General features: G+C 44.4%; 19 protein-coding genes. All 19 read right to left on the minus strand.

Going from position 1 to position 19,996, the window contains the following annotated elements:
* Positions 1-30: 30 nt before the first annotated feature.
* The 19 genes from murA to MKZ11_RS01310 all read right to left on the minus strand — a co-directional run bounded on the left by murA (position 31) and on the right by MKZ11_RS01310 (position 19,950).
* Positions 31-1,329: a UDP-N-acetylglucosamine 1-carboxyvinyltransferase gene (murA, locus tag MKZ11_RS01220; RefSeq protein ID WP_340792249.1), complete on the minus strand. Its 1,299-nt coding sequence runs from the start codon at positions 1,327-1,329 to the stop codon at positions 31-33.
* A gap of 416 nt (positions 1,330-1,745) precedes the next feature.
* Positions 1,746-1,982 (minus strand): DUF1146 family protein, encoded by a 237-nt coding sequence (locus MKZ11_RS01225; protein ID WP_340792250.1) that lies wholly within the window; start codon positions 1,980-1,982, stop codon positions 1,746-1,748.
* 103 nt (positions 1,983-2,085) lie between these two features.
* Positions 2,086-2,493 (minus strand): F0F1 ATP synthase subunit epsilon, encoded by a 408-nt coding sequence (locus MKZ11_RS01230; RefSeq protein WP_340792251.1) that lies wholly within the window; start codon positions 2,491-2,493, stop codon positions 2,086-2,088.
* A 161-nt stretch (positions 2,494-2,654) separates the two neighbouring features.
* The gene (gene atpD / locus MKZ11_RS01235; RefSeq protein WP_340792252.1) at positions 2,655-4,070 is read right to left on the minus strand and encodes a F0F1 ATP synthase subunit beta; all 1,416 of its coding nucleotides are present in this window, start codon (positions 4,068-4,070) and stop codon (positions 2,655-2,657) included.
* 212 nt (positions 4,071-4,282) lie between these two features.
* Positions 4,283-5,140 (minus strand): ATP synthase F1 subunit gamma, encoded by an 858-nt coding sequence (atpG, locus tag MKZ11_RS01240; protein WP_340792253.1) that lies wholly within the window; start codon positions 5,138-5,140, stop codon positions 4,283-4,285.
* Between the two features lie 72 nt (positions 5,141-5,212).
* Positions 5,213-6,721, minus strand: a complete 1,509-nt coding sequence (gene atpA / locus MKZ11_RS01245) for a F0F1 ATP synthase subunit alpha (protein WP_340792254.1) — start codon at positions 6,719-6,721, stop codon at positions 5,213-5,215.
* 25 nt (positions 6,722-6,746) lie between these two features.
* Positions 6,747-7,286, minus strand: a complete 540-nt coding sequence (locus MKZ11_RS01250) for a F0F1 ATP synthase subunit delta (RefSeq protein WP_340792255.1) — start codon at positions 7,284-7,286, stop codon at positions 6,747-6,749.
* On the minus strand, positions 7,283-7,837 hold the full coding sequence (gene atpF, locus MKZ11_RS01255) for a F0F1 ATP synthase subunit B (protein ID WP_340792256.1): 555 nt from the start codon (positions 7,835-7,837) through the stop codon (positions 7,283-7,285). Before atpF ends, MKZ11_RS01250 begins: the two co-directional genes overlap by 4 nt.
* 151 nt (positions 7,838-7,988) lie before the next feature.
* A complete protein-coding gene (atpE, locus tag MKZ11_RS01260) occupies positions 7,989-8,201 on the minus strand; it encodes a F0F1 ATP synthase subunit C (protein ID WP_340792257.1) in 213 nt (70 codons plus the stop codon).
* Between the two features lie 67 nt (positions 8,202-8,268).
* Entirely contained in the window at positions 8,269-8,979 is a 711-nt protein-coding gene (gene atpB / locus MKZ11_RS01265; RefSeq protein WP_340792258.1) for a F0F1 ATP synthase subunit A, read from the minus strand.
* An 87-nt stretch (positions 8,980-9,066) separates the two neighbouring features.
* Positions 9,067-9,438, minus strand: coding sequence for an ATP synthase subunit I (locus MKZ11_RS01270; protein ID WP_340792259.1), 372 nt, complete (start codon positions 9,436-9,438; stop codon positions 9,067-9,069).
* A gap of 1,186 nt (positions 9,439-10,624) precedes the next feature.
* Positions 10,625-11,746, minus strand: coding sequence for a non-hydrolyzing UDP-N-acetylglucosamine 2-epimerase (gene wecB / locus MKZ11_RS01275; protein ID WP_340796879.1), 1,122 nt, complete (start codon positions 11,744-11,746; stop codon positions 10,625-10,627).
* 19 nt (positions 11,747-11,765) lie between these two features.
* Entirely contained in the window at positions 11,766-12,395 is a 630-nt protein-coding gene (gene upp / locus MKZ11_RS01280) for a uracil phosphoribosyltransferase (protein ID WP_340792260.1), read from the minus strand.
* A 91-nt stretch (positions 12,396-12,486) separates the two neighbouring features.
* Positions 12,487-14,652, minus strand: coding sequence for a putative bifunctional diguanylate cyclase/phosphodiesterase (locus MKZ11_RS01285; RefSeq protein ID WP_340792261.1), 2,166 nt, complete (start codon positions 14,650-14,652; stop codon positions 12,487-12,489).
* A gap of 74 nt (positions 14,653-14,726) precedes the next feature.
* Positions 14,727-15,968: a serine hydroxymethyltransferase gene (gene glyA, locus MKZ11_RS01290; protein ID WP_340792262.1), complete on the minus strand. Its 1,242-nt coding sequence runs from the start codon at positions 15,966-15,968 to the stop codon at positions 14,727-14,729.
* A 4-nt stretch (positions 15,969-15,972) separates the two neighbouring features.
* Positions 15,973-16,599 (minus strand): TIGR01440 family protein, encoded by a 627-nt coding sequence (locus MKZ11_RS01295; protein WP_340792263.1) that lies wholly within the window; start codon positions 16,597-16,599, stop codon positions 15,973-15,975.
* Between the two features lie 560 nt (positions 16,600-17,159).
* Positions 17,160-17,597, minus strand: a complete 438-nt coding sequence (gene rpiB / locus MKZ11_RS01300; RefSeq protein ID WP_340792264.1) for a ribose 5-phosphate isomerase B — start codon at positions 17,595-17,597, stop codon at positions 17,160-17,162.
* A 605-nt stretch (positions 17,598-18,202) separates the two neighbouring features.
* On the minus strand, positions 18,203-19,507 hold the full coding sequence (locus MKZ11_RS01305) for a methyl-accepting chemotaxis protein (protein WP_340792265.1): 1,305 nt from the start codon (positions 19,505-19,507) through the stop codon (positions 18,203-18,205).
* Positions 19,508-19,509: 2 nt separating this feature from the next.
* Positions 19,510-19,950, minus strand: coding sequence for a low molecular weight protein arginine phosphatase (locus MKZ11_RS01310; protein ID WP_340792266.1), 441 nt, complete (start codon positions 19,948-19,950; stop codon positions 19,510-19,512).
* Positions 19,951-19,996: the final 46 nt, after the last annotated feature.

Raw genomic sequence — 19,996 nt, forward strand, 5'->3', positions numbered from 1 at the left:
CAGCCCTTTTCAAGTATTTATGGAGTTTGGTTAAACGAGTTGTGTTGTTTTTTCAGTTTGTGTTTCCGGTGAAACGCGGACGATATCCGCTCCAAGTGCTGCAAGTTTTCCATGGAAATTCACATATCCGCGGTCAAGATGCGACAATTCGGTAACACGAGTCACGCCTTCGGCTACAAGTCCTGCAAGAATGAGGGCTGCAGCTGCACGAAGATCCGTTGCTGCCACTTCAGCGCCTTGAAGTTCAGACGGTCCAGTAATAATAACTGATCTGCCTTCAATTTTGACGGAAGCATTCATCCGGCGGAATTCTTCAACGTGCATGAAACGATTTTCAAACACAGTTTCAGTCAGAATGCCAGTACCTGTCGATGTCAGCATAAGCGCCATCATTTGGGATTGCATATCTGTCGGGAAACCTGGATGCGGCATTGTTTTCAAGTCCACTGATTTTAACGGATGATTTGCAGTGACACGGACTCCTTCATCTAATTCCGTAATGACGACGCCCATTTCACCCAATTTCGAAATAAGTGCAGCATTATGTTCAGGTACAGCGTTTTCAATGATAACATCGCCGCCTGTAATTGCAGCTGCTACCATGAAAGTACCTGTTTCGATACGATCCGGTATAATATGATGTATCGTACCATATAGTTTATTGACACCTTCAATTCGGATTGTGTCTGTACCGGCTCCAACAACTTTACCGCCCATTTCATTGATAAAGTTGGCAAGGTCCACAATTTCAGGTTCCTTTGCCGAGTTCTCTATAATTGTTGTTCCGGTAGCTAATGCGGCTGCAGTCATGATATTTTCAGTTGCACCGACACTTGGGAAGTCAAGGTAAATCTTGGCACCTTTCAAACCGTTTTCCGCTTTCGCTTCAACGTGACCGTGGCCAAATGTGATTTCTGCTCCCATTGCTTCAAAACCTTTTAAATGTTGGTCAATTGGACGTGATCCGATTGCACAGCCACCCGGAAGAGCGACACGTGCAAATCCATTACGTGCAAGAAGCGGTCCCATAACAAGAATTGAGGCACGCATTTTCCGTACATATTCAAACTGAGCTTCACTTGACAGTGTATCCGAAGAATCGATGATGACTTCATCCAATTTAGGGATGTAGTCCACTTTTGCATTCAAACTTTTTAGCACTTCGTTTATTGTTCCAACGTCCGAAAGATTTGGTACATCACGGATTACGTTTATCCCGTCTGACGCGAGCAGTGCAGCTGCAAGTATTGGCAAAACTGCATTTTTAGCGCCTTCTACCCGGACGTTCCCTTTAAGCATACGTCCACCGTTGATAATAATTTTATCCAAAATAAGTCCCTCCGACTCCTAAGTTGTAGCCAAACATAATATGGTTATATATAATATTTTTCGCCTTACATTCATCTTCAAAACATATACTATTCTACAATGCCCCTGCTTATTAAACAAGTAGCGTCCGGGCTATTTTTCTGACTAAGTGCCACGTAGTTTATAATATGTGCACTTATGGCGTTTTGTGTCAAAAAGTCTTTCCACCTGTCACTTAAGTTCCCCTTATTTAGTCACAGCAAACCTTACATTAACACAAAATGATGAATTTCATGTCATCGCCCCGAATACGATGTTTTTTCATGCTTCAGCGGTTTCCCTTTTGGATAACTGCTGAGTTTTTTTCGTATGCGCGGCGACCACATGCGTCTCACCAAAACATAGTACAAACTATACGTATGTTTAATCAAAAGTAGTTAGCCGAACATGAATGGGAGCTTTCCTGACCAATAGGATAACTCTAAAAAGAAATTTGATACGGACGAACCGATTGCAATGCTGAGTAAAATGAACAATAACTGTGCTTGGAAGACACGGTTTTTTTTAATAATTTTTTCCGGCATGATTACCTGCAGCGCAAAAAATGAAACAGCGATGAAAACAGTATGTGAAACGATGGCCAGCAGTGGTTGAAATGCGATTATGTCACCCACACGAAGACCTCCTTTGTTCAATAATATCGTAAAACAGAGCTATCTTGGCTGTATTGAAAAGGCGGACAGAAGAATTTTTCCCCTGTCCGCCATGATCAACAACTCATTTTGATCTTGTTTCGTAGACGTCGATACGGTTGATGGCACGTTTTAAATCCAGGTCCGCCAATTCGTAATCTAGGCCTTCTTGTTTTGCCCGTAGTGTCTCTTCTGCGCGTTCCGCCGCTTTTTTTGCACGAGCGATATCGATAGAAGAAGCAAGTTCTGCACTTTGTGCTAAAACCGTGACAACATCCGGACGGACTTCGATAAAACCGCCATGAACGGCAATATGTTCAGTCGAATCATCCTTCTGCAGGCGAAGCCCACCGATTTTAAGCGGAGCAACCATCGCGATATGGCCGGGAAGGATCCCAATTTCACCTGTTTCAGTAACTGCGATGATCATGTTCGCTTCAGTTTCAACAACAGGGCCGTCGGGAGTGACGATATTGACTTTAATTGTCTTCATTTTTTTCCCTCCTGGTCCCCTCTAATTAAATACGCCTCGACGTGTAGAACATTGCGTACAAATTTTCATCGGTCTTGTTATTTAAATCCCTCTAAAAATCTGTGACACCCACCCGAGGCCTTATTTCATTTCAGAAGGGGTTTGAATCCTGCTGAATTAAATTAAACTTCTACACCCATACTTTTCGCTTTTGCAATAACTTCCTCGATGCGACCGACAAGTCGGAATGCATCCTCTGGAAGATGGTCGTACGTACCTTTAAGGATGTCGCTGAAGCCCTTAATTGTTTCAGCCACTTGTACGTAAGATCCTTTTTGTCCTGTAAACTGTTCAGCAACGTGGAAGTTTTGTGATAGGAAGTTCTGGATACGACGTGCGCGTCCAACCAACTGCTTATCTTCTTCGCCAAGCTCATCCATACCTAGGATAGCGATGATATCTTGGAGCTCACGGTAACGCTGAAGTGTCTGCTGCACTTGACGTGCAACTGCGTAATGCTCTTCACCAACGATTTCCGGGCTTAGTGCGCGGGAAGTCGATGCAAGTGGATCCACAGCTGGGTAGATACCCATTTCAGAAAGTTTACGCTCAAGGTTCGTCGTTGCGTCAAGGTGAGCAAACGTCGTTGCTGGAGCCGGGTCAGTGTAGTCATCCGCTGGTACATAGATTGCTTGGATAGACGTAACTGAACCAAGGTTTGTAGATGTGATACGTTCCTGAAGCATACCCATTTCCGTTGCCAGTGTCGGTTGGTAACCAACTGCTGATGGCATACGGCCAAGTAGTGCTGATACTTCAGAACCCGCTTGTGTAAAGCGGAAGATATTATCGATGAATAGAAGAACGTCCGCGCCTTGTTCGTCACGGAAGTATTCTGCCATTGTAAGACCAGTTAGTGCAACACGCATACGCGCACCAGGTGGCTCGTTCATTTGACCGAAGACCATTGCCGTTTTCGTGATAACGCCGGAATCTGTCATTTCGTAGAACAAGTCATTACCTTCACGTGTACGTTCTCCAACGCCTGCGAATACGGAAATACCACCGTGTTCTTGAGCGATGTTATTGATCAATTCTTGAATAAGAACTGTTTTCCCTACACCCGCACCACCGAAGAGGCCGATTTTACCACCTTTAATGTAAGGTGCAAGTAAGTCAACGACTTTAATACCTGTTTCAAGAATTTCAACTTCAGTTGAAAGGTTTTCAAATACTGGAGCTAAACGGTGAATTGGGTCGCGACGTTCTGTTGAAGGAACTTCCTCACCAAGGTCGATTATTTCTCCAAGTACGTTAAATACGCGTCCTAGTGTAATGTCACCAACTGGGACAGTAATCGCAGAACCCATATCGTCAACTATAGCTCCGCGTTGCAGACCATCTGTTGATGACATTGCGATTGTACGTACAGAATCATCCCCGAGGTGAAGCGCGACTTCAAGTGTCAACGTTTCAGGCTCAGCGTTTGGACGTTCAATCTGAACCTTCAATGCGTTATAGATTGCTGGAAGCTGACCTTCTGCAAACTTAACGTCAACAACCGGGCCCATAACCTGAAGAACATGTCCTTTATTCATACTTTTTCCCTCCTGTCTTACTCTTTGCCGTACAGTAATAATCAATTACGCCTCGGCGTAATTGCGTCGGGATTTTGAATTGTGCTTGAGGCCTACAGGATGTAGGTCATGCAGTCGTTGCGACAGGACGTCGCGAACTTAGACTGCCTTCCTCTTAACTCCTTTCAAAATCCCTGACATCCGCCGGAGGCTTAACTTGAATCAAGTTAATCTTATTCAAGAGCTGCGACGCCGCCGACGATCTCTGTAATTTCTTGAGTAATCGCAGCTTGTCGTGCACGGTTGAATGAAAGTGTTAAAGAATCTATTAAATCAGCTGCATTATCAGTAGCAGTTTTCATCGCTGTCATACTGGAAGCATGTTCACTCGCTTTTCCGTCGATTACAGCTCCGTAAATAAGACTTTCCGCGTATTGCGGAAGAAGCACTTCAAGTATTGCTTCGCCTGAAGGCTCAAACTCATAAGAAGTTGTAGCGGAAGTCGATGTGATGTCAGTGAGCGGAAGCAATTTCTTTTCCGTCACTTCACTTGCGATGGCGGAGACGAAGTGGTTGTAATACAAGTACACTTCATCATACTCGCCTTCTGTGAACATGCCAACAGCACGCTTCGCGATATCTTTTACTTCATCGAAAGAAGGATGATCGGTTAGACCAATCTTACTTTCAACAATATTGAAACCAAGTCGTTCGAAAAAGTCGTGTCCTTTTTGTCCGATTGAAATGATGCTCACTTCTTCTTTAGAAGAGTGGCGCGTTTCAATCGCACGTTTTGCGATACGCAGGATGTTAGCGTTGTAACCACCTACAAGTCCACGGTCTGATGTAATAACGATATAACCTGTCTTTTTGACGGGCCTACTTATCATCATCGGATGACTTAAGTCACTTGTTCCAGCAGCGATTGAACCTACAACTTCTTGAATTTTCTCCATGTACGGGATGAACGCTTTCGCATTCAGCTCGGCACGGCTCAATTTAGAAGCAGAGACCATTTGCATGGCTTTCGTAATCTGACTTGTCTTTTTCGTCGATTTAATACGGTTTTCTATGTCGCGTAAAGATGCCATTGGCAATTCTCACCACCTTATTGTTTTTTTGGTCAATTTAACGGTGAACGTCAAATTTGATTCCAACTAGAATTATTCAGAACGTGCGAAAATCTTCTTGAATGCGTTGAGTGCTTCTGCCATCAAATCATCAGCCGGAAGGTCTTTCGTCGTGCGAATATGGTCTAAAACGTCAGTGTGGTTAGATTCGAGCCAGCTTAAAAGTTCGCTTTCAAAACGAAGAATATCTTTGACTGCAATATCGTCAAGGAATCCACGCGTCAATGCGTAAAGAACCATTACTTGCTGTTCAACTTTAAACGGTTTATTCAAGTCCTGCTTCAAGATTTCAACTGTACGCGCTCCGCGGTCCAGTTTCGCTTGAGTTGCAGAGTCAAGGTTTGATCCGAATTGTGAGAACGCTTCAAGCTCACGGTATGCCGCAAGATCTAGACGTAGTGTACCCGCAACTTTTTTCATTGCTTTAATTTGCGCTGATCCACCAACACGGGAAACGGAAAGACCGGCGTTGATCGCTGGACGTACACCCGAGAAGAATAGGTCAGATTGAAGGAAAATTTGTCCATCTGTGATGGAGATTACGTTCGTTGGAATATAAGCAGAGATATCTCCAGCTTGTGTTTCAACAAATGGTAATGCCGTGATAGAACCAGCACCAAGCGTGTCATTCAACTTCGCTGCACGTTCAAGTAAACGGGAGTGAAGATAGAAAACGTCACCAGGATAAGCTTCACGGCCCGGAGGACGACGAAGTAGCAAAGAAAGTTCACGGTATGCCGCCGCTTGTTTAGATAGGTCATCATAAACAATTAGAACGTGCTTACCTTGGAACATGAATTCTTCAGCCATTGTTATTCCTGTGTATGGTGCAAGGTATAGTAGTGGAGATGGTTGTGAAGCAGAAGCCGTAACAACGATTGTGTAATCAAGTGCGCCGTTTTTACGGAGTGTTTCAACAACACCACGAACTGTTGATTCTTTTTGTCCGATTGCTACATAAATACAAATCATATCTTGGTCAGCTTGGTTCAGAATTGTATCAATTGCAACTGTCGTTTTACCTGTTTGACGGTCACCGATGATCAATTCACGCTGTCCGCGACCGATTGGTACAAGTGCGTCAATCGCTTTAATGCCGGTTTGTAGTGGTTCATGAACGGATTTACGCGCCATAACCCCTTGTGCCGGGCTTTCAATTGGACGAGTTTTTGTCGTTGCAATCGGACCTAATCCATCAACTGGTTGCCCAAGTGGATTCACTACACGTCCGATTAATTCTTCTCCGACAGGAACTTCCATAATACGGCCTGTTCGACGTACTTCATCGCCTTCTTTGATGTCTGTGTAAGGCCCTAGGATAACGATACCAACGTTGTTCGCTTCCAAGTTTTGAGCCAGACCCATGACGCCAGTTGAGAACTCTAAAAGTTCTCCGGCCATGACGTTGTCGAGGCCATGAGCACGTGCGATACCATCACCAATTGTGATAACTGTACCGACTTCGCTCACTTTCATCTCAGATTGATAATTTTCAATCTGCTGTTTTATGAGAACACTGATTTCCTCAGCTTTGATGCTCATGCATGTCACCCCTCAAGTTTCAGATTTATGACCCAATGAGATCCCGTTTCAGTCGCTCGAGCTTCGCGCTCACGCTGCTGTCGTAGATATTGTTACCAATTTGGAGACGAATACCTCCGATTAGGCTTGGATCAATGATATTTTCAATACGCAATGCTTGTTTACCGATTTTTTGCGCGAACGCAGTAGAGATGGCTTGGCTTTCATCAGCCGTCAGCAAACGTGTAGAATACACTTTTGCTTCAGCGATGCCTGCCGCATCATTCGAAAATGCGGTAAATTCGTCAACTAGGTTTACAACCTCGTCTATGCGTTTCTTGTCGATCATTACGAACAGTGTATTCAAAATGAGCTGATTCGCGCCTTTGAATAAATCTGCAAGAAGTTCTTTCTTTTTAGCTGTTTTCAATCTCGGTGAATCAAGTAATTGACCGAGCTCTTTGTTTGTTTGGAAAACTTTTTTCAATTCAATTAGATCTTCTTGAATCGGGCCAGTTTGTCCGTTTTTTTGTGCTAGTTCAAACAATGCCTGTGCATAGCGCTTTGCTGCAACCGATTGGCTCATCGGCCTTCGCCTGCCTTCTCAATCGTCTCTTCAATCAATGCGCGATTATCTTCCTCGGAAATTTCTTTACCGAGTACTTTAGATGCTGCAAGGATAGAAAGAGATACGAATTCTCCGCGAACTGCCGCGACGGCTTTGTCTTTTTCTGATGCAATTTCAAGAGTCGCTTCTTCTTTCATACGACCCACTTCTGAACGAGCTGCTGTAAGAATTTCGGCACGCTGTGTTTCGCCTTGCTTACGGGCATTTTCAACAATCGCCTGCGCGTTGTTGCGCGCTTCATTCAACAGGTTACGCTGTTCTTCAAGAATTTGTTGTGATTCCGTACGGCTTTTTTCAGCTGCTTCGATTTCATTTGCGATCAACTCAGCACGTTGATCCATGATTCCCATAAGCGGGCCCCAAGCAAATTTCTTCAGAAGAAGCATAAGAATCGTGAAAAATGAAAGTGTGACGATAATATCGCCTAGGTTAAGTCTGTTGTTCAATTTTTCTAAAAATCCTGGATCGGCTGCATCTGCTGCCAATAGGACGAAGGTATCCAAAAACACGATTGTTTCACTCCCTTCAAGAGCTTATAATTCATCAAATATGAAAATCGTTCTTTATATAGTTTAAATCACTTCTAGCGTTTTTATCCATAAAGGAATGGCGAAGGACGTTAAAGTGCGCACTTCGCCATTTTGTAGATGTTTGTACTACTTATTTGTTCATTACGATGAATGCAACTACTACCGCAATGATAGGAACCGCCTCAACTAGTGCAACCCCGATGAACATTGTTGTTTGAAGAACGCCGCGTGATTCTGGTTGACGAGCGATCCCTTCAACTGTTTTAGATACGATTAAACCGTTACCGATACCTGCACCAAGTGCACCAAGACCGATTGCGATTGCCGCTGCTAATAGACCCATAGTATAATTTCCTCCTAAGATTTTCGAGTTTTTTTGTTTGTTCACCCGTTAAACGGGCAGTATATGTTTAATGGTCTGTGTTGACTTTGTGCGCCATATAGACCATCGATAACATAACAAAGATGAATGCTTGGATTGCTCCGATAAAGAGCGAGAACCCTTGCCAAGCGAGTGCTGGAACTAGAGCGCCGACAAAGCCGTATACGCTTCCTGCTCCGAGCGTGGCGATAAGACCGATTAAGACCTCACCAGCATAGATGTTTCCGTAAAGACGCAGACCGAGTGTCAGCGTGTTTGCAAATTCCTCAATGATCTTCAAGGGGAATAAAAACGGCATCGGTTTTAGATAACCATTTCCGTATTCTTTGAGACCGAGTAATTTAATACCGTAGTAATGCGTTAAAACAACGACCATTGCAGCAAGAGTCAATGTAACTGTCGGATCTGCTGTTGGTGATTTCCACCAAAGCTCATGATCCCAAGTAATTGAGAATGGAAGTCCGAGCACGTTGGCTACGAAAACAAACATTAATAGCGTTATTCCAAGTACATGAAAGCGCCCGCCTGTTTTCCAGTCCATGTTGTTCTTGATAATACCTTTTACGAAATCCATGATCCATTCCATAAAGTTCTGCATACCCGTAGGTTTCAGTTGCATTCTTCGCGTTGAAATGAATGCGATAAGGAATACAATCAGGCACGTAATGAAAAGCATAAGGACGTTTGACAAGTTAAATGTCAATCCGAGCCATACTACCGTCGGATTTTCATGGTTCACGTTTCGTTCACCTCCCTTTCAAAATCGAATTAAGCATTTCCTGCGAAAAAGCTAAGTGCGTCGTCAGCTCTTTTCTTCGAAAAAGCTTTAATGGTTTTTTGTACGGAATATAATTCCACCAGCCACTAATAGGATGTAAGGAATCATAAGCCCGATAACCGAACTAACCAGGTTAAAATGTTCCGGCAGCGAAATGGCGACTGCTGCCGCAGCCACACCGGATGCAAAGCGCATCATCGTTCCAAGTGAAGCTTTTTTCTTTCCTTCCGTAAAAATCTTATCAAATCTTTCCATTCTACGGACAAGAATCCAGAAATTATACAATCCAAACAGAGATCCGACAATTAAACCTGCAAAAACAGGTTTAAAATCAGTTAATGCCCAACCGAGGACAAACAATGCGAGCAAAAAAAAGAGAACTCTCTTTTGCCTTTTATATATTCCCTGCAAAGTCTCCATGGTAGATTATTCTCCTGATTCGTATTTCTAGATTGTAGAAGCCTTGCAACTTCATCTGAGATTAGGCTTAGAAGCAAGCAGATCACAAGGAAAAACGGGTGGTTCCATTTCGCCGTCCAGCCAGTTATTTGTCCAGTCTAAGCAGGCCGCTTACACTATTCTTGGCAAGACTCTGAAAAGGATGGAACCTGTAAGTTGTGCGAGTATTGTCGAATGGAAGGCGTTTCGGCAGATGGAACGTTTACTCAAATGCAAGATGCCATTTAAGCTTTGCACATCCGTCGAAAAGCGATAGGACATCAACACAGCCTTAACATTCACATTATGTTGCCGTTTCATTATGAAAACCCTATCATTCTTACCCTTTGTAAGCATACAATAGGCATATTTTGATGTCAATTGATTCCCGTGAAATTCTTCACAAAGTCTTCACTTTGTCAAATATTCGACAAATTTGGGTGTTTAAACACCAGATGGTTAGATACGTTAAAGTTCTATTAGGGATTCCCCTTAGTTTTCAAGGTAATGATGTTGTGACAGTTTGACGAATTTTCATGACAGTTAGGTTAGTGCTTTGACATGACTAACTGGAGTAGTGCCATGAATAACTGGTGGATTGCCATGAATTCACGTGAGAGCCATGAATAACCGACGAAATGCCATGAATAACTCTCGTTTTACCATGACTTCACACGGGAGCCATGACTAACCGGAGAAATGTCATGATTAACTCTCGCTTTGTCATGAATTCATGTGAGAGCCATGACTAACCGACGAAACGCCATGAATAACTCGCGGTTTGCCATGAATTCACGTGCGAGCCATGACTAACCGACAAAATGCCATGAATAACTCTCGTTTTGCCATGAATTCACGTGCGAGCCATGACTAACCGACGAAACGCCATGAATAACTCGCGGTTTGCCATGAATTCACGTGCGAGCCATGACTAACCGACAAAATACCATGAATAACTCTCGTTTTGCCATGAATTCACGTGCGAGCCATGACTAACCGACGAAACGCCATGAATAACTCGCGGTTTGCCATGAATAACTCGCGGTTTGCCATGAATTCACGCGAGAGCCATGACTAATTGGAGAAGTGCCATGACTAACTCTCGTTTCGCCATGACTTCCAACGCCAAAAAAATACGACCGGTTAGATCCGGTCGTCGTGCTGGTTGTTATTCAATAGAAGATAAGTATTTTTTTAACGCTTCAACAATCCGTTCAGAAGCGTGGCCGTCACCATATGGATTGGACGCTTTTGCCATCTTGTTGTATTCCATTTCATCTGTCAAAAGTGTATCTGTCAACGTGAAGATTGTTTCTTCATCCGTACCAGCCAATTTTAATGTGCCGGCTTCGATACCTTCAGGACGTTCAGTCGTGTCACGCAATACAATTACCGGTTTACCCAGTGACGGCGCTTCTTCTTGAACACCGCCTGAATCGGTTAAGATGATATGTGAACGTGCGGCAAAGTTATGGAAATCGATAACTTCAAGCGGTTCGATCAAATGAATACGGTCGTTTCCGCCGAGAAGTTCGTCTGCTATTTCACGGACTGCCGGGTTCATATGGACAGGATAGACGACTTGGATATCGTCATGTTTTGCAAGTAGCCGGTTAATGGCACGGAACATGTTGCGCATTGGTTCACCCAAGTTTTCACGGCGATGGGCGGTTAGCAATACTAGTCTGTCCGTCCCGATTTTATCGAGAACCGGATGAGCATATTCTTCGCGCACTGTCGTTTGAAGCGCATCAATTGCAGTATTACCTGTTATATAAATACGTTCTTCCGACTTCCCTTCAGCAATTAGATTGCGGGCCGATTGTTCTGTCGGTGAAAAATGAAGATCAGCAATGACACCTGTCAGCTGCCGATTCATTTCTTCTGGGTAGGGCGAATATTTATCCCACGTGCGCAGTCCCGCTTCAACATGTCCGACCGAAATTCGGTTATAGAAAGCTGCCAGGCTGCCGACAAAAGTCGTCGATGTATCTCCATGCACAAGTACGATATCAGGCTGTGCTTCTTTCATGATCCGATCAAGCCCCTCTAGTCCGCGTGTCGCAACGTCAACGAGTGTTTGCCGGTTTTTCATGATATTAAGATCAAAATCTGGTGTGATACCGAATGTGTGAAGCACTTGGTCCAGCATTTCGCGATGTTGCGCTGTAACCGTCACAATCGATTCAATGTCGTCCGAATGCTTTTGCAGTTCCAATACGAGCGGAGCCATTTTAATAGCTTCCGGCCTCGTGCCGAAAATCGTCATCACTTTCCATTTCTTTGTCAAAATCTTCACGCCTTCCAAATCATTTTGTTCCGAATAGACGGTCGCCTGCATCACCAAGTCCTGGTATGATGTAGCCTTTTTCATCAAGTTTTTCATCCATTGCAGCGATATAAATATCAACGTCGGGATGTGCTTCTGTCAATGCTTTCACACCTTCTGGAGCAGCAATTAGACACATGAACTTAATGCTTGTCGCACCGCGGCTCTTCAATGATTCGACTGCCGCAATTGCAGATCCGCCCGTCGCCAGCATTGGATCGACAAGAATGAAGTCGCGTACCGATACGTCGGAAGGAAGTTTCACATAATACTCGATTGGCTGAAGCGTTTCTGGATCACGGTAAAGTCCAACATGTCCCACTTTTGCTGCTGGAATAAGTTTCAAAATACCATCAACCATTCCGATACCTGCACGCAGGATCGGTACAATGCCAAGTTTTTTGCCCGCAAGTACGTTTGAATTGGCTTTACAGACAGGCGTTTGGATTTCCACTTCGTGAAGCGGAAGTTCGCGTGTTATTTCGTAAGCCATCAGTGTCGCTACTTCATCGACAAGTTCACGGAATTCTTTCGTTCCTGTGTTGATGTCACGTATGTACGTCAGTTTATGTTGGATAAGCGGATGATCAAAAACGTGTATTTTCGGCATTGTTTTTTCGCCCCTTTTCAGAATGTCCTGTTCATTATAACAGATATATTCCAATTCGGGCACACTAGACTTCCTACTCTTTAATGTCTTACTATTCGGCAAGTAATTGATCGATTTCTTCTAAAGGCATCGGCTTATAATAGTAGAACCCTTGCCCCACTTTGCAGCCTAGACTGCGCAGAACTTCAATGTGCCGTTCTTCTTCAATTCCCTCCGCAACTGTTGTTAAATTGAGATTCTCAGCAAGTTGGATGATTGTTCTGACGACAGCAAGTGTATCCGGTTCATCAAGCGCGCTGATGAAACTGCGATCAATCTTCAACTCGCAAAGAGGCAATTGCGGCAAATAGCTGAGCGATGAAAATCCGACACCAAAATCGTCTACTGATATTTCGAACCCTGCCTTATTTAGTTCTTTAAAAATTAATTTCGCCTTTTGCAAATCAACGAGTCCGATACTTTCCGTCATTTCCAGCATAATATGCCGTGGCGAAAGGTCATAGTTATTTGCGAGTTTTTTTAGTTCATCGACGAAAGCGTGGTCAAAGAAATGATGGACAGAAATATTGACGGCCACCTGATACATTTTTTTGCCTGATTGCTCGCGTTTCTGCTGCCATTCCATCACTTTCGATAAAATAACGATTTCCAGATCAATGATCTTACCCATATTTTCTGCAGCCGGGATGAATAGGTTGGGCGGCACTGGACCGAGGACCGGCGAGAACCAGCGGGCAAGCGCTTCGAAGCCTATGATTTCACCATCTTTTAAATCGACTTTCGGTTGAAGATAGACATCGATTTCCTGTGCAATCAGAGCCTTAGACAATTCATTAAATATCTTCATTTCTCTTATCATTTCTTCGTTTTGCAGATTCCTGTAAAATGACATCGCATTGCCAGGCTTCTTTTTCGCATCCGACATCGCTATATCCGCTCTGCGTAAAAGTTCCTCTTCACTTTTTTTGTCGCCTTCAGTAAATGAAATCCCAATTTTCAGCGTGATGAACATTTCTTGGCCAGCAACAATGAATGGCTCCCCAACAATCGCGCCCAATTCAAGAAGATAGTGTTCCCCACTGCCTTCTTCGCTTTCACTCGTCATGACAAGCGATGCACTTGAAAAACGACCGATAAAGTTTGGTTTTGTTTCACCTACTTTTTCAATTCGTTTGCCAAGCTGAACGAACAATTCATCAGCTGCATCTCTTCCATACAGGTCTACAATTTTTGCATATTCACCTGGTTCTATAATTGCAACAAAATGTTCTTGTCCGTCTAAGATGTTTTGTTTAAGTTTATTCAAAAACGCATGTCGGTTCGGAAGCCCCGTTTGCGGATCAGTGAAAGCAAGCCTGCGATACTCTGTTTGCTGTGTATAATGCTTTCTCGTCATTTGTACAATAGGAACCATCTTTTTGAGGAACTGAATTTGCATTTCCGTCGGATTTCCATTTTTCTTCATGAATACCGTTAGTAGCCCATTCATTTCACCTTCGTCGTCAACTGTAGGGACCGACCAATTCGAATAAAAATCTGATGCCGATTTCTCTACCTGTCGGACAGTCAGTTCACTACTTTCCATGACAATTACATCTTCTGGTACATATTTGTTCCCCAGCGCCTTGTTGTTCAACATTTCTCCAATCAATTGGTCAGGTACGGAGTCTGCAGCTCCAATGTACCAACCGTCATCCTGCTCTTTGAAAAGAATCGAGCATACAGAACCTTCCGGAAAGAAAGACTCAACGACATTCCCTATCTTTTGCAATAAATCAGTGAGCTCTTCCCCCGCATTTATGCCTGAAAAAATAGCCTCTTGCAACCTTAGCAAGGATTCGTCCTTTTTCCGTTCGGTCACATCCAAAATGAAAGATGCGGTAAATAAAACTTTCCCTCTTTCGTCGACGAGCGGCTGGATAACGAGCTCATTCCAAAACGGAGTACCGTCTTTTTTATAATGAAGGATTTCGGCATTCGCAGGCATTCCCTTGCGAAGTTTCTTATTGATTTCCTCAATAAGCTCCATATCGGTTTCTTCGCCTTGCATGAATCGCAAGTTTTGCCCAATCACTTCTTCGGATGGGTAACCCGTAATGTCAGTAAATGCTTCATTGATAAAAACAACTGGATCGTCTGAAACAGATGGATCCGTCAAAATGAAACCTGTCCGAAAACGGCTTCCAAAACGTTGAAGCCAATTAAATAATATTGCTTTTTCAGCTTTGTCGGTCTGCGTTTTTCTAGGATTATCCATCATTCAATCCCTCCTTCAAGTGAAAGAAAAAACAAGCCGCCATCCATTTTGATAGCGGCTTATTTCTTTAGCTATTATGCATATAACGGATATTTGTCCGTTAATGCAGTAACACGTTGTTGCGCTTCTTTTTTCACCGCTTCGTCTTCATGGTTTTTCAGAAGTTTCGCCATGATCGATGCAATTTCTTTCATTTCTTCTTCTTTAAAGCCGCGTGTTGTAACTGCTGGCGTTCCGATTCGGACTCCCGATGTAACAAATGGGCTTTCCGTGTCAAATGGAATCGTATTTTTATTCACAGTGATGCCGACTTCATCCAATACATGCTCTGCAATTTTCCCAGTGATTTCAAGTGATCGCAAGTTTAATAAAACCAGATGGTTGTCTGTTCCGCCGGATACGACGTCTACACCTTCCGCAATTAGCGCTTCAGCCAATACTTTAGCATTGCTCTTCACTTGTTGAATATATGTTTTGAACTCCGGTTTCTGTGCTTCGCCGAATGCAACCGCTTTTGCGGCAATGACGTGCATCAATGGTCCGCCTTGGACACCCGGGAAGATTGATTTATTCAGCTTACGTTCGAATTCCTGTGTAGAAAGGATAAGTCCGCCACGCGGTCCGCGTAATGTTTTATGTGTTGTCGATGTGACGAAGTGTGCGTGAGGTACTGGGTTCTGATGCTCACCTACTGCTACAAGCCCCGCAATATGCGCCATGTCTACAAATAGATATGCGCCCACTTCATCCGCGATTTCACGGAATTTCGCAAAATCAATTTCACGCGGATATGCGCTTGCCCCTGCTACGATCATTTTCGGTTTATGCTCAAGTGCTTTTTGACGAACATCCTCGTAGTCAATCCGCTCATCTTCCTTGCTTACTCCATAATCTACAAAGTTGTACAACTCGCCAGAGAAGTTAACTGGACTACCATGCGTCAAGTGACCGCCGTGCGATAGATTCATACCAAGAACCGTATCTCCGGGCTCAAGTACTGCAAAGTAAACAGCCATGTTCGCTTGTGCACCAGAGTGCGGTTGAACGTTTGCATATTCAGCACCGAAAATTTCCTTAACTCGGTCACGTGCGATGTTTTCAACAACGTCGACATGCTCACAGCCACCGTAATAACGTTTGCCTGGATAGCCTTCTGCATATTTGTTCGTTAAATAAGAACCTTGTGCTTCCATAACCGCTTCTGTTACGAAGTTTTCAGAAGCAATCAATTCAATATTTGACTGTTGACGCTTTTTCTCCGCCATAATTGCTTCATATACAGCTTCATCTTCACGTTTCACATTGTTCAATTCCATTTTCTCATTCCCCTTCGCTATCATTATCTATTTTATATTTTGCACGTTCTCCACCAATTAACTTCGGTCTTGTTGTTGCAACCGTGACAACCGCGTTGCCGATTTTTCCAATTGAGGTGCGCAGAGGGACAGCAACCCGCTTTAAATGCATACCGATTAAGGTCTGTCCAATATCAATGCCGGCGCTTGCGCGAATCTCCTCTACAACTACAGGATCGTTCATATGCTGGTAGGCATAGGCGGACATTGAACCGCCTGCATGTGTCACTGGTATGATTGACACTGGCTCAAGCATGTATTTTTCGGCTGCATGCCGTTCAATTGTTAACGCTCTATTAATATGTTCGCATCCTTGAAATGCAAGAAATAAATTATGTTTTTCGGAAAAATCTTTTAGAGGTTCATATAACGCTTCTCCAATTTCAAGCGCCCCTCCCGTTCCGATTCGTTTGCCGGCAATTTCAGAAGTCGAACAGCCAACGACGAATAGCGTTCCTGGAATAAGGTCTGTCTGTTCAGCCATTTCTGTTAACAGCTGTTCGAGTTGAAGCTTCCATAAATTCAAAGCATCCACTTTATTCACACCTGCTTTCTTGCGGAGGCCTACAGGATGTAGGTCATGTAGCTGCATTCCTTTTTGACGGGCCGCCTCCGCTTTTCTTTAGTGTCTAGCTACGGCAACCCAGATGCTCGGGTCATAAGTCAGCCCGACTGTGCGGCAAAGGGCGCCGCTTCGTCGATCCGTCTTATGCCTGTCGCATCTAAACGGGCCGCCTCCGCTTTTCTTTAGTGTCTAGCTCTGGCGCCTCCGCTTTTCTTTAGTGTCTAGCTACAGCAACCCAGATGCTCGGGTCATAAGTCAGCCCGACTGTGCGGCAAAGGACGCCGCTTCGTCTGTTTGTCTTATGCCTGTCGCATCTAAACGGGCCGCCTTCGCTTTTCTTTAGTGTCTAGCTACGGCAACCCAGATGCTCGGGTCATAAGCCAGCCCGACTGTGCGGCAAAGGACGCCGCTTCGTCGATCCGTCTTATGCCTGTCGCATCTAAACGGGCCGCCTTCGCTTTTCTTTAGTGTCTAGCTCTGGCGCCTAGCCCCTCGAGTCGCTTCAGTCTTGCTGATAAAGGTAAAAACGCCTTTATCTTCAAGCCTTCCAGCGCTTGTCGGGGCTGAACAGGCGCCTCCGCTTTTCTTTAGTCCTCTAGTTCCATTAGTTTGCCTATGCGGCGCTCGTGGCGTCCGCCTTCGAATTCTGTTTTCAGCCAAGCCGTTGCGACTTCTCTTGCATGGCCAGGCCCGATGACGCGTTCGCCCATCGCCAGAACGTTTGAATCGTTATGCTGTCTTGTTGCTTTCGCACTAAAGACGTCATGAACAAGGGCACAACGGATGCCTTTTACTTTATTCGCCGCAATAGACATGCCAATCCCTGTTCCACAAATAAGAATGCCCCGATCAAATTCTCCTGATGCTATTCCATTGGCGACAGGTGCCGCAAAGTCCGGATAGTCAACGGACTCATTTGAATCTGGACCAAAGTCCACGAATTCCAATCCTAGTTCTGCCAATAATTTGATAATTTCATGACGAAGATTGTTTCCGCCGTGATCTGAAGAAATCGCGATTTTCATGACAAGCCTCTTTTCATAATATACTCACAACTTATTCTATCATTTTTCAACAAAAAAAACACAACTCAAGTGAAATTAGAGTTGTGTTTTGTATTTTTACCTTTAGACCCTCATTCGCGTTGTAAAACTTGAAAACTTTGTAAGTTAAAACCAACAATTAAATGTTGATAGGAAAGCCTTTTAAATCGAGGAATGCTACGCATCAGTCCAACGCGCTTCTCAAAGCTAAACAGGCGCTTACGCTTTTCTTAGTGGCTAGCTTCAGCGCCTAGCTCCTCGAGTCGCTTCAGTCTTGCTGATAAAGGCCAAAAACGCCTTTATCTTCAAGCCTTCCAGCGCTTGTCAGAGCTAAACAGGCGCTTACGCTTTTCTTGTGGCCAGCTTCAGCGCCTAGCTCCTCGAGTCGCTTCAGTCTTGCTGATAAAGGCCAAAAACGCCTTTATCTTCAAGCCTTCCAGCGCTTGTCAGAGCTAAACAGGCGCTTACGCTTTTCTTGTGGCCAGCTTCAGCAGCCCAGACGCTCGGGTCATAAGGCAGTCCAGCTGTGCGACAAAGTATGTCGCTTCGCAGGCCCGCCTTATGCCGGTCGCGTCTAAACGGGCCGCCTACGCTTTTCTTGTAGTCCTGTCAAATTGGCTAATGACGTTATAAAGTTCTTCGGATTGGGTCTTTAGTTCGCTTGCCATTGCGTCTGCCTGCTCGATTGAGTGCACTTGTTCTTCTGTGGCAGCTCCGACTTCGAGTGCTCCAGCTGAAGTTTCTTCGGCGATTGCTGCGACTTCTTGCGATTGACGCGCGGTTGTTTCGATATTGGTTAACTGCAGTTCGACAAATTTTGTGATTTCAACGACAGAATCGGCCATGCCATTCACTTTAGACGCCATCGCTTCGACATTTTCGCTTGTTTCATTTGCACGGTCTGCTTCAGTTGCGGCCGTCTTCACTTGCTGTTCCATTTCCTTGACGACTTTCGTGACATCTGTCTGGATTGTCGCCACAAGATCTGAGATGCCATTTACGGCTTTGGCACTTTCATCAGCCAGCACGCGTACTTCTTCTGCAACTACTGCAAAGCCTTTACCATGTTCGCCAGCACGTGCAGCCTCGATTGACGCATTCAATGCCAGTAAATTTGTCTGTGCAGCAATGTTGCCAACAAGCTGGACAATTTCTCCGATTTTCTGTGCATTGTGATCCAACTGCCTAATTGTGCCAAGTGATAACTCACTTTGCGAAGACATATTTCGGATACCGTCGACAAGTATCCGGAATACTTCTGTCGTCCGTCCCAGTTCCTCAAGCATCTCTGTTGAACGTTCAGAGGAATCTTCCGCTCTGTTGCTCACTTCAACAGCTAACAGCCGGACATCTTCAATGGCTTCTGCTGTTTCTTGGATGGCGATTGCCGATTCCTCTGCGCCGGAGGCAATTTCCTTGATCGTAGATGCTACTGCATCCGCTTGTCTCGCAGCTGCTCCGGTTTCAGCAGATAAATTATCTACTGTACTGGCTGTTTTGTCATAATTCGTTTCAATTTGCCCAACTATTGTACGTAAATTAATGACCATATGCTGAAATGCTTCTGCGACTGAGCGAATTTCATCAGACGAGTTCGGCAGCTCGATATCCATACCTATTTCCCCATCTGCGACTTTGTTCGCTGCTTCTTCCAAGTTTTGCAATGGTTTAGTCAAAACGGTACTGAAGAGTGCCGCTAACACGCCCGACCAGAATATCCCCATTGCATACGTCATCACTGCAAACCAGAACGGTTCGAAATTCGGGAAAAATTGTGGTTGTACGATGTTAATGAATAAGGCACTTGTTGTGTAGGTGACAATCGCAAGTATCGTTATAAATAGAATTAGCTTTCTCTTTAAGCCAAACTTTTTTCCCCTTTTTTCTCTCATCATTATTCCTCCATCAGTTTCTGTTCAAGCACATCAATGATCTCCGACAACTCATCGAATGACTGCCGGTAGGTTTCGATATCGCCGCCGTACGGGTCGTGCACATCACCAGCAATTTCCGGCGTCACAAATCCTTTTAATGTGAATGTCTTATAATCCGCTTCTGGGTGGGCATGTATGAGTGCGGCTTTATGGCCTTCAGTCATTGTCAATACGATATCTGCCCACTTCAAATCTTCACTCGAAACAGCTCTTGAAACAGCGGTGTAAGGCATGTCCAATTCTTCTATCAGCATTTTTGCATTCGAAGAAATCGGCCAGCCGTTCTGTGCGTGAATTCCCGCCGAACGAACTGCCACATTCGCAATCCCTTTTGAACGGAGAATTGCCTCCGCCATCGGGCTTCTACATGTGTTTCCTGTGCAAATTAAATAAATATTCATTACAATCATCTGCTCCTTTAAGGATAACTGATTTTTGTGAGTAAAG

It is taken from the genome of Sporosarcina sp. FSL K6-1508 (assembly GCF_038007465.1).
Lineage (GTDB): Bacteria > Bacillota > Bacilli > Bacillales_A > Planococcaceae > Sporosarcina > Sporosarcina psychrophila_B.

Bases quoted from the DNA above. Each gene is read 5' to 3' on its own strand.
- MKZ11_RS01230 (WP_340792251.1), bottom strand. From the start codon at position 2,493: ATGAAGACAATTAAAGTCAATATCGTCACTCCCGACGGCCCTGTTGTT.
- atpD (WP_340792252.1), bottom strand. From the start codon at position 4,070: ATGAATAAAGGACATGTTCTTCAGGTTATGGGCCCGGTTGTTGACGTT.
- atpG (WP_340792253.1), bottom strand. From the start codon at position 5,140: ATGGCATCTTTACGCGACATAGAAAACCGTATTAAATCGACGAAAAAG.
- atpA (WP_340792254.1), bottom strand. From the start codon at position 6,721: ATGAGCATCAAAGCTGAGGAAATCAGTGTTCTCATAAAACAGCAGATT.
- MKZ11_RS01250 (WP_340792255.1), bottom strand. From the start codon at position 7,286: ATGAGCCAATCGGTTGCAGCAAAGCGCTATGCACAGGCATTGTTTGAA.
- atpE (WP_340792257.1), bottom strand. From the start codon at position 8,201: ATGGGTCTATTAGCAGCGGCAATCGCAATCGGTCTTGGTGCACTTGGT.
- MKZ11_RS01270 (WP_340792259.1), bottom strand. From the start codon at position 9,438: ATGGAGACTTTGCAGGGAATATATAAAAGGCAAAAGAGAGTTCTCTTT.
- upp (WP_340792260.1), bottom strand. From the start codon at position 12,395: ATGCCGAAAATACACGTTTTTGATCATCCGCTTATCCAACATAAACTG.
- MKZ11_RS01285 (WP_340792261.1), bottom strand. From the start codon at position 14,652: ATGGATAATCCTAGAAAAACGCAGACCGACAAAGCTGAAAAAGCAATA.
- glyA (WP_340792262.1), bottom strand. From the start codon at position 15,968: ATGGAATTGAACAATGTGAAACGTGAAGATGAAGCTGTATATGAAGCA.
- MKZ11_RS01295 (WP_340792263.1), bottom strand. From the start codon at position 16,599: ATGCAGCTACATGACCTACATCCTGTAGGCCTCCGCAAGAAAGCAGGT.
- rpiB (WP_340792264.1), bottom strand. From the start codon at position 17,597: ATGAAAATCGCGATTTCTTCAGATCACGGCGGAAACAATCTTCGTCAT.
- MKZ11_RS01305 (WP_340792265.1), bottom strand. From the start codon at position 19,507: ATGAGAGAAAAAAGGGGAAAAAAGTTTGGCTTAAAGAGAAAGCTAATT.
- MKZ11_RS01310 (WP_340792266.1), bottom strand. From the start codon at position 19,950: ATGAATATTTATTTAATTTGCACAGGAAACACATGTAGAAGCCCGATG.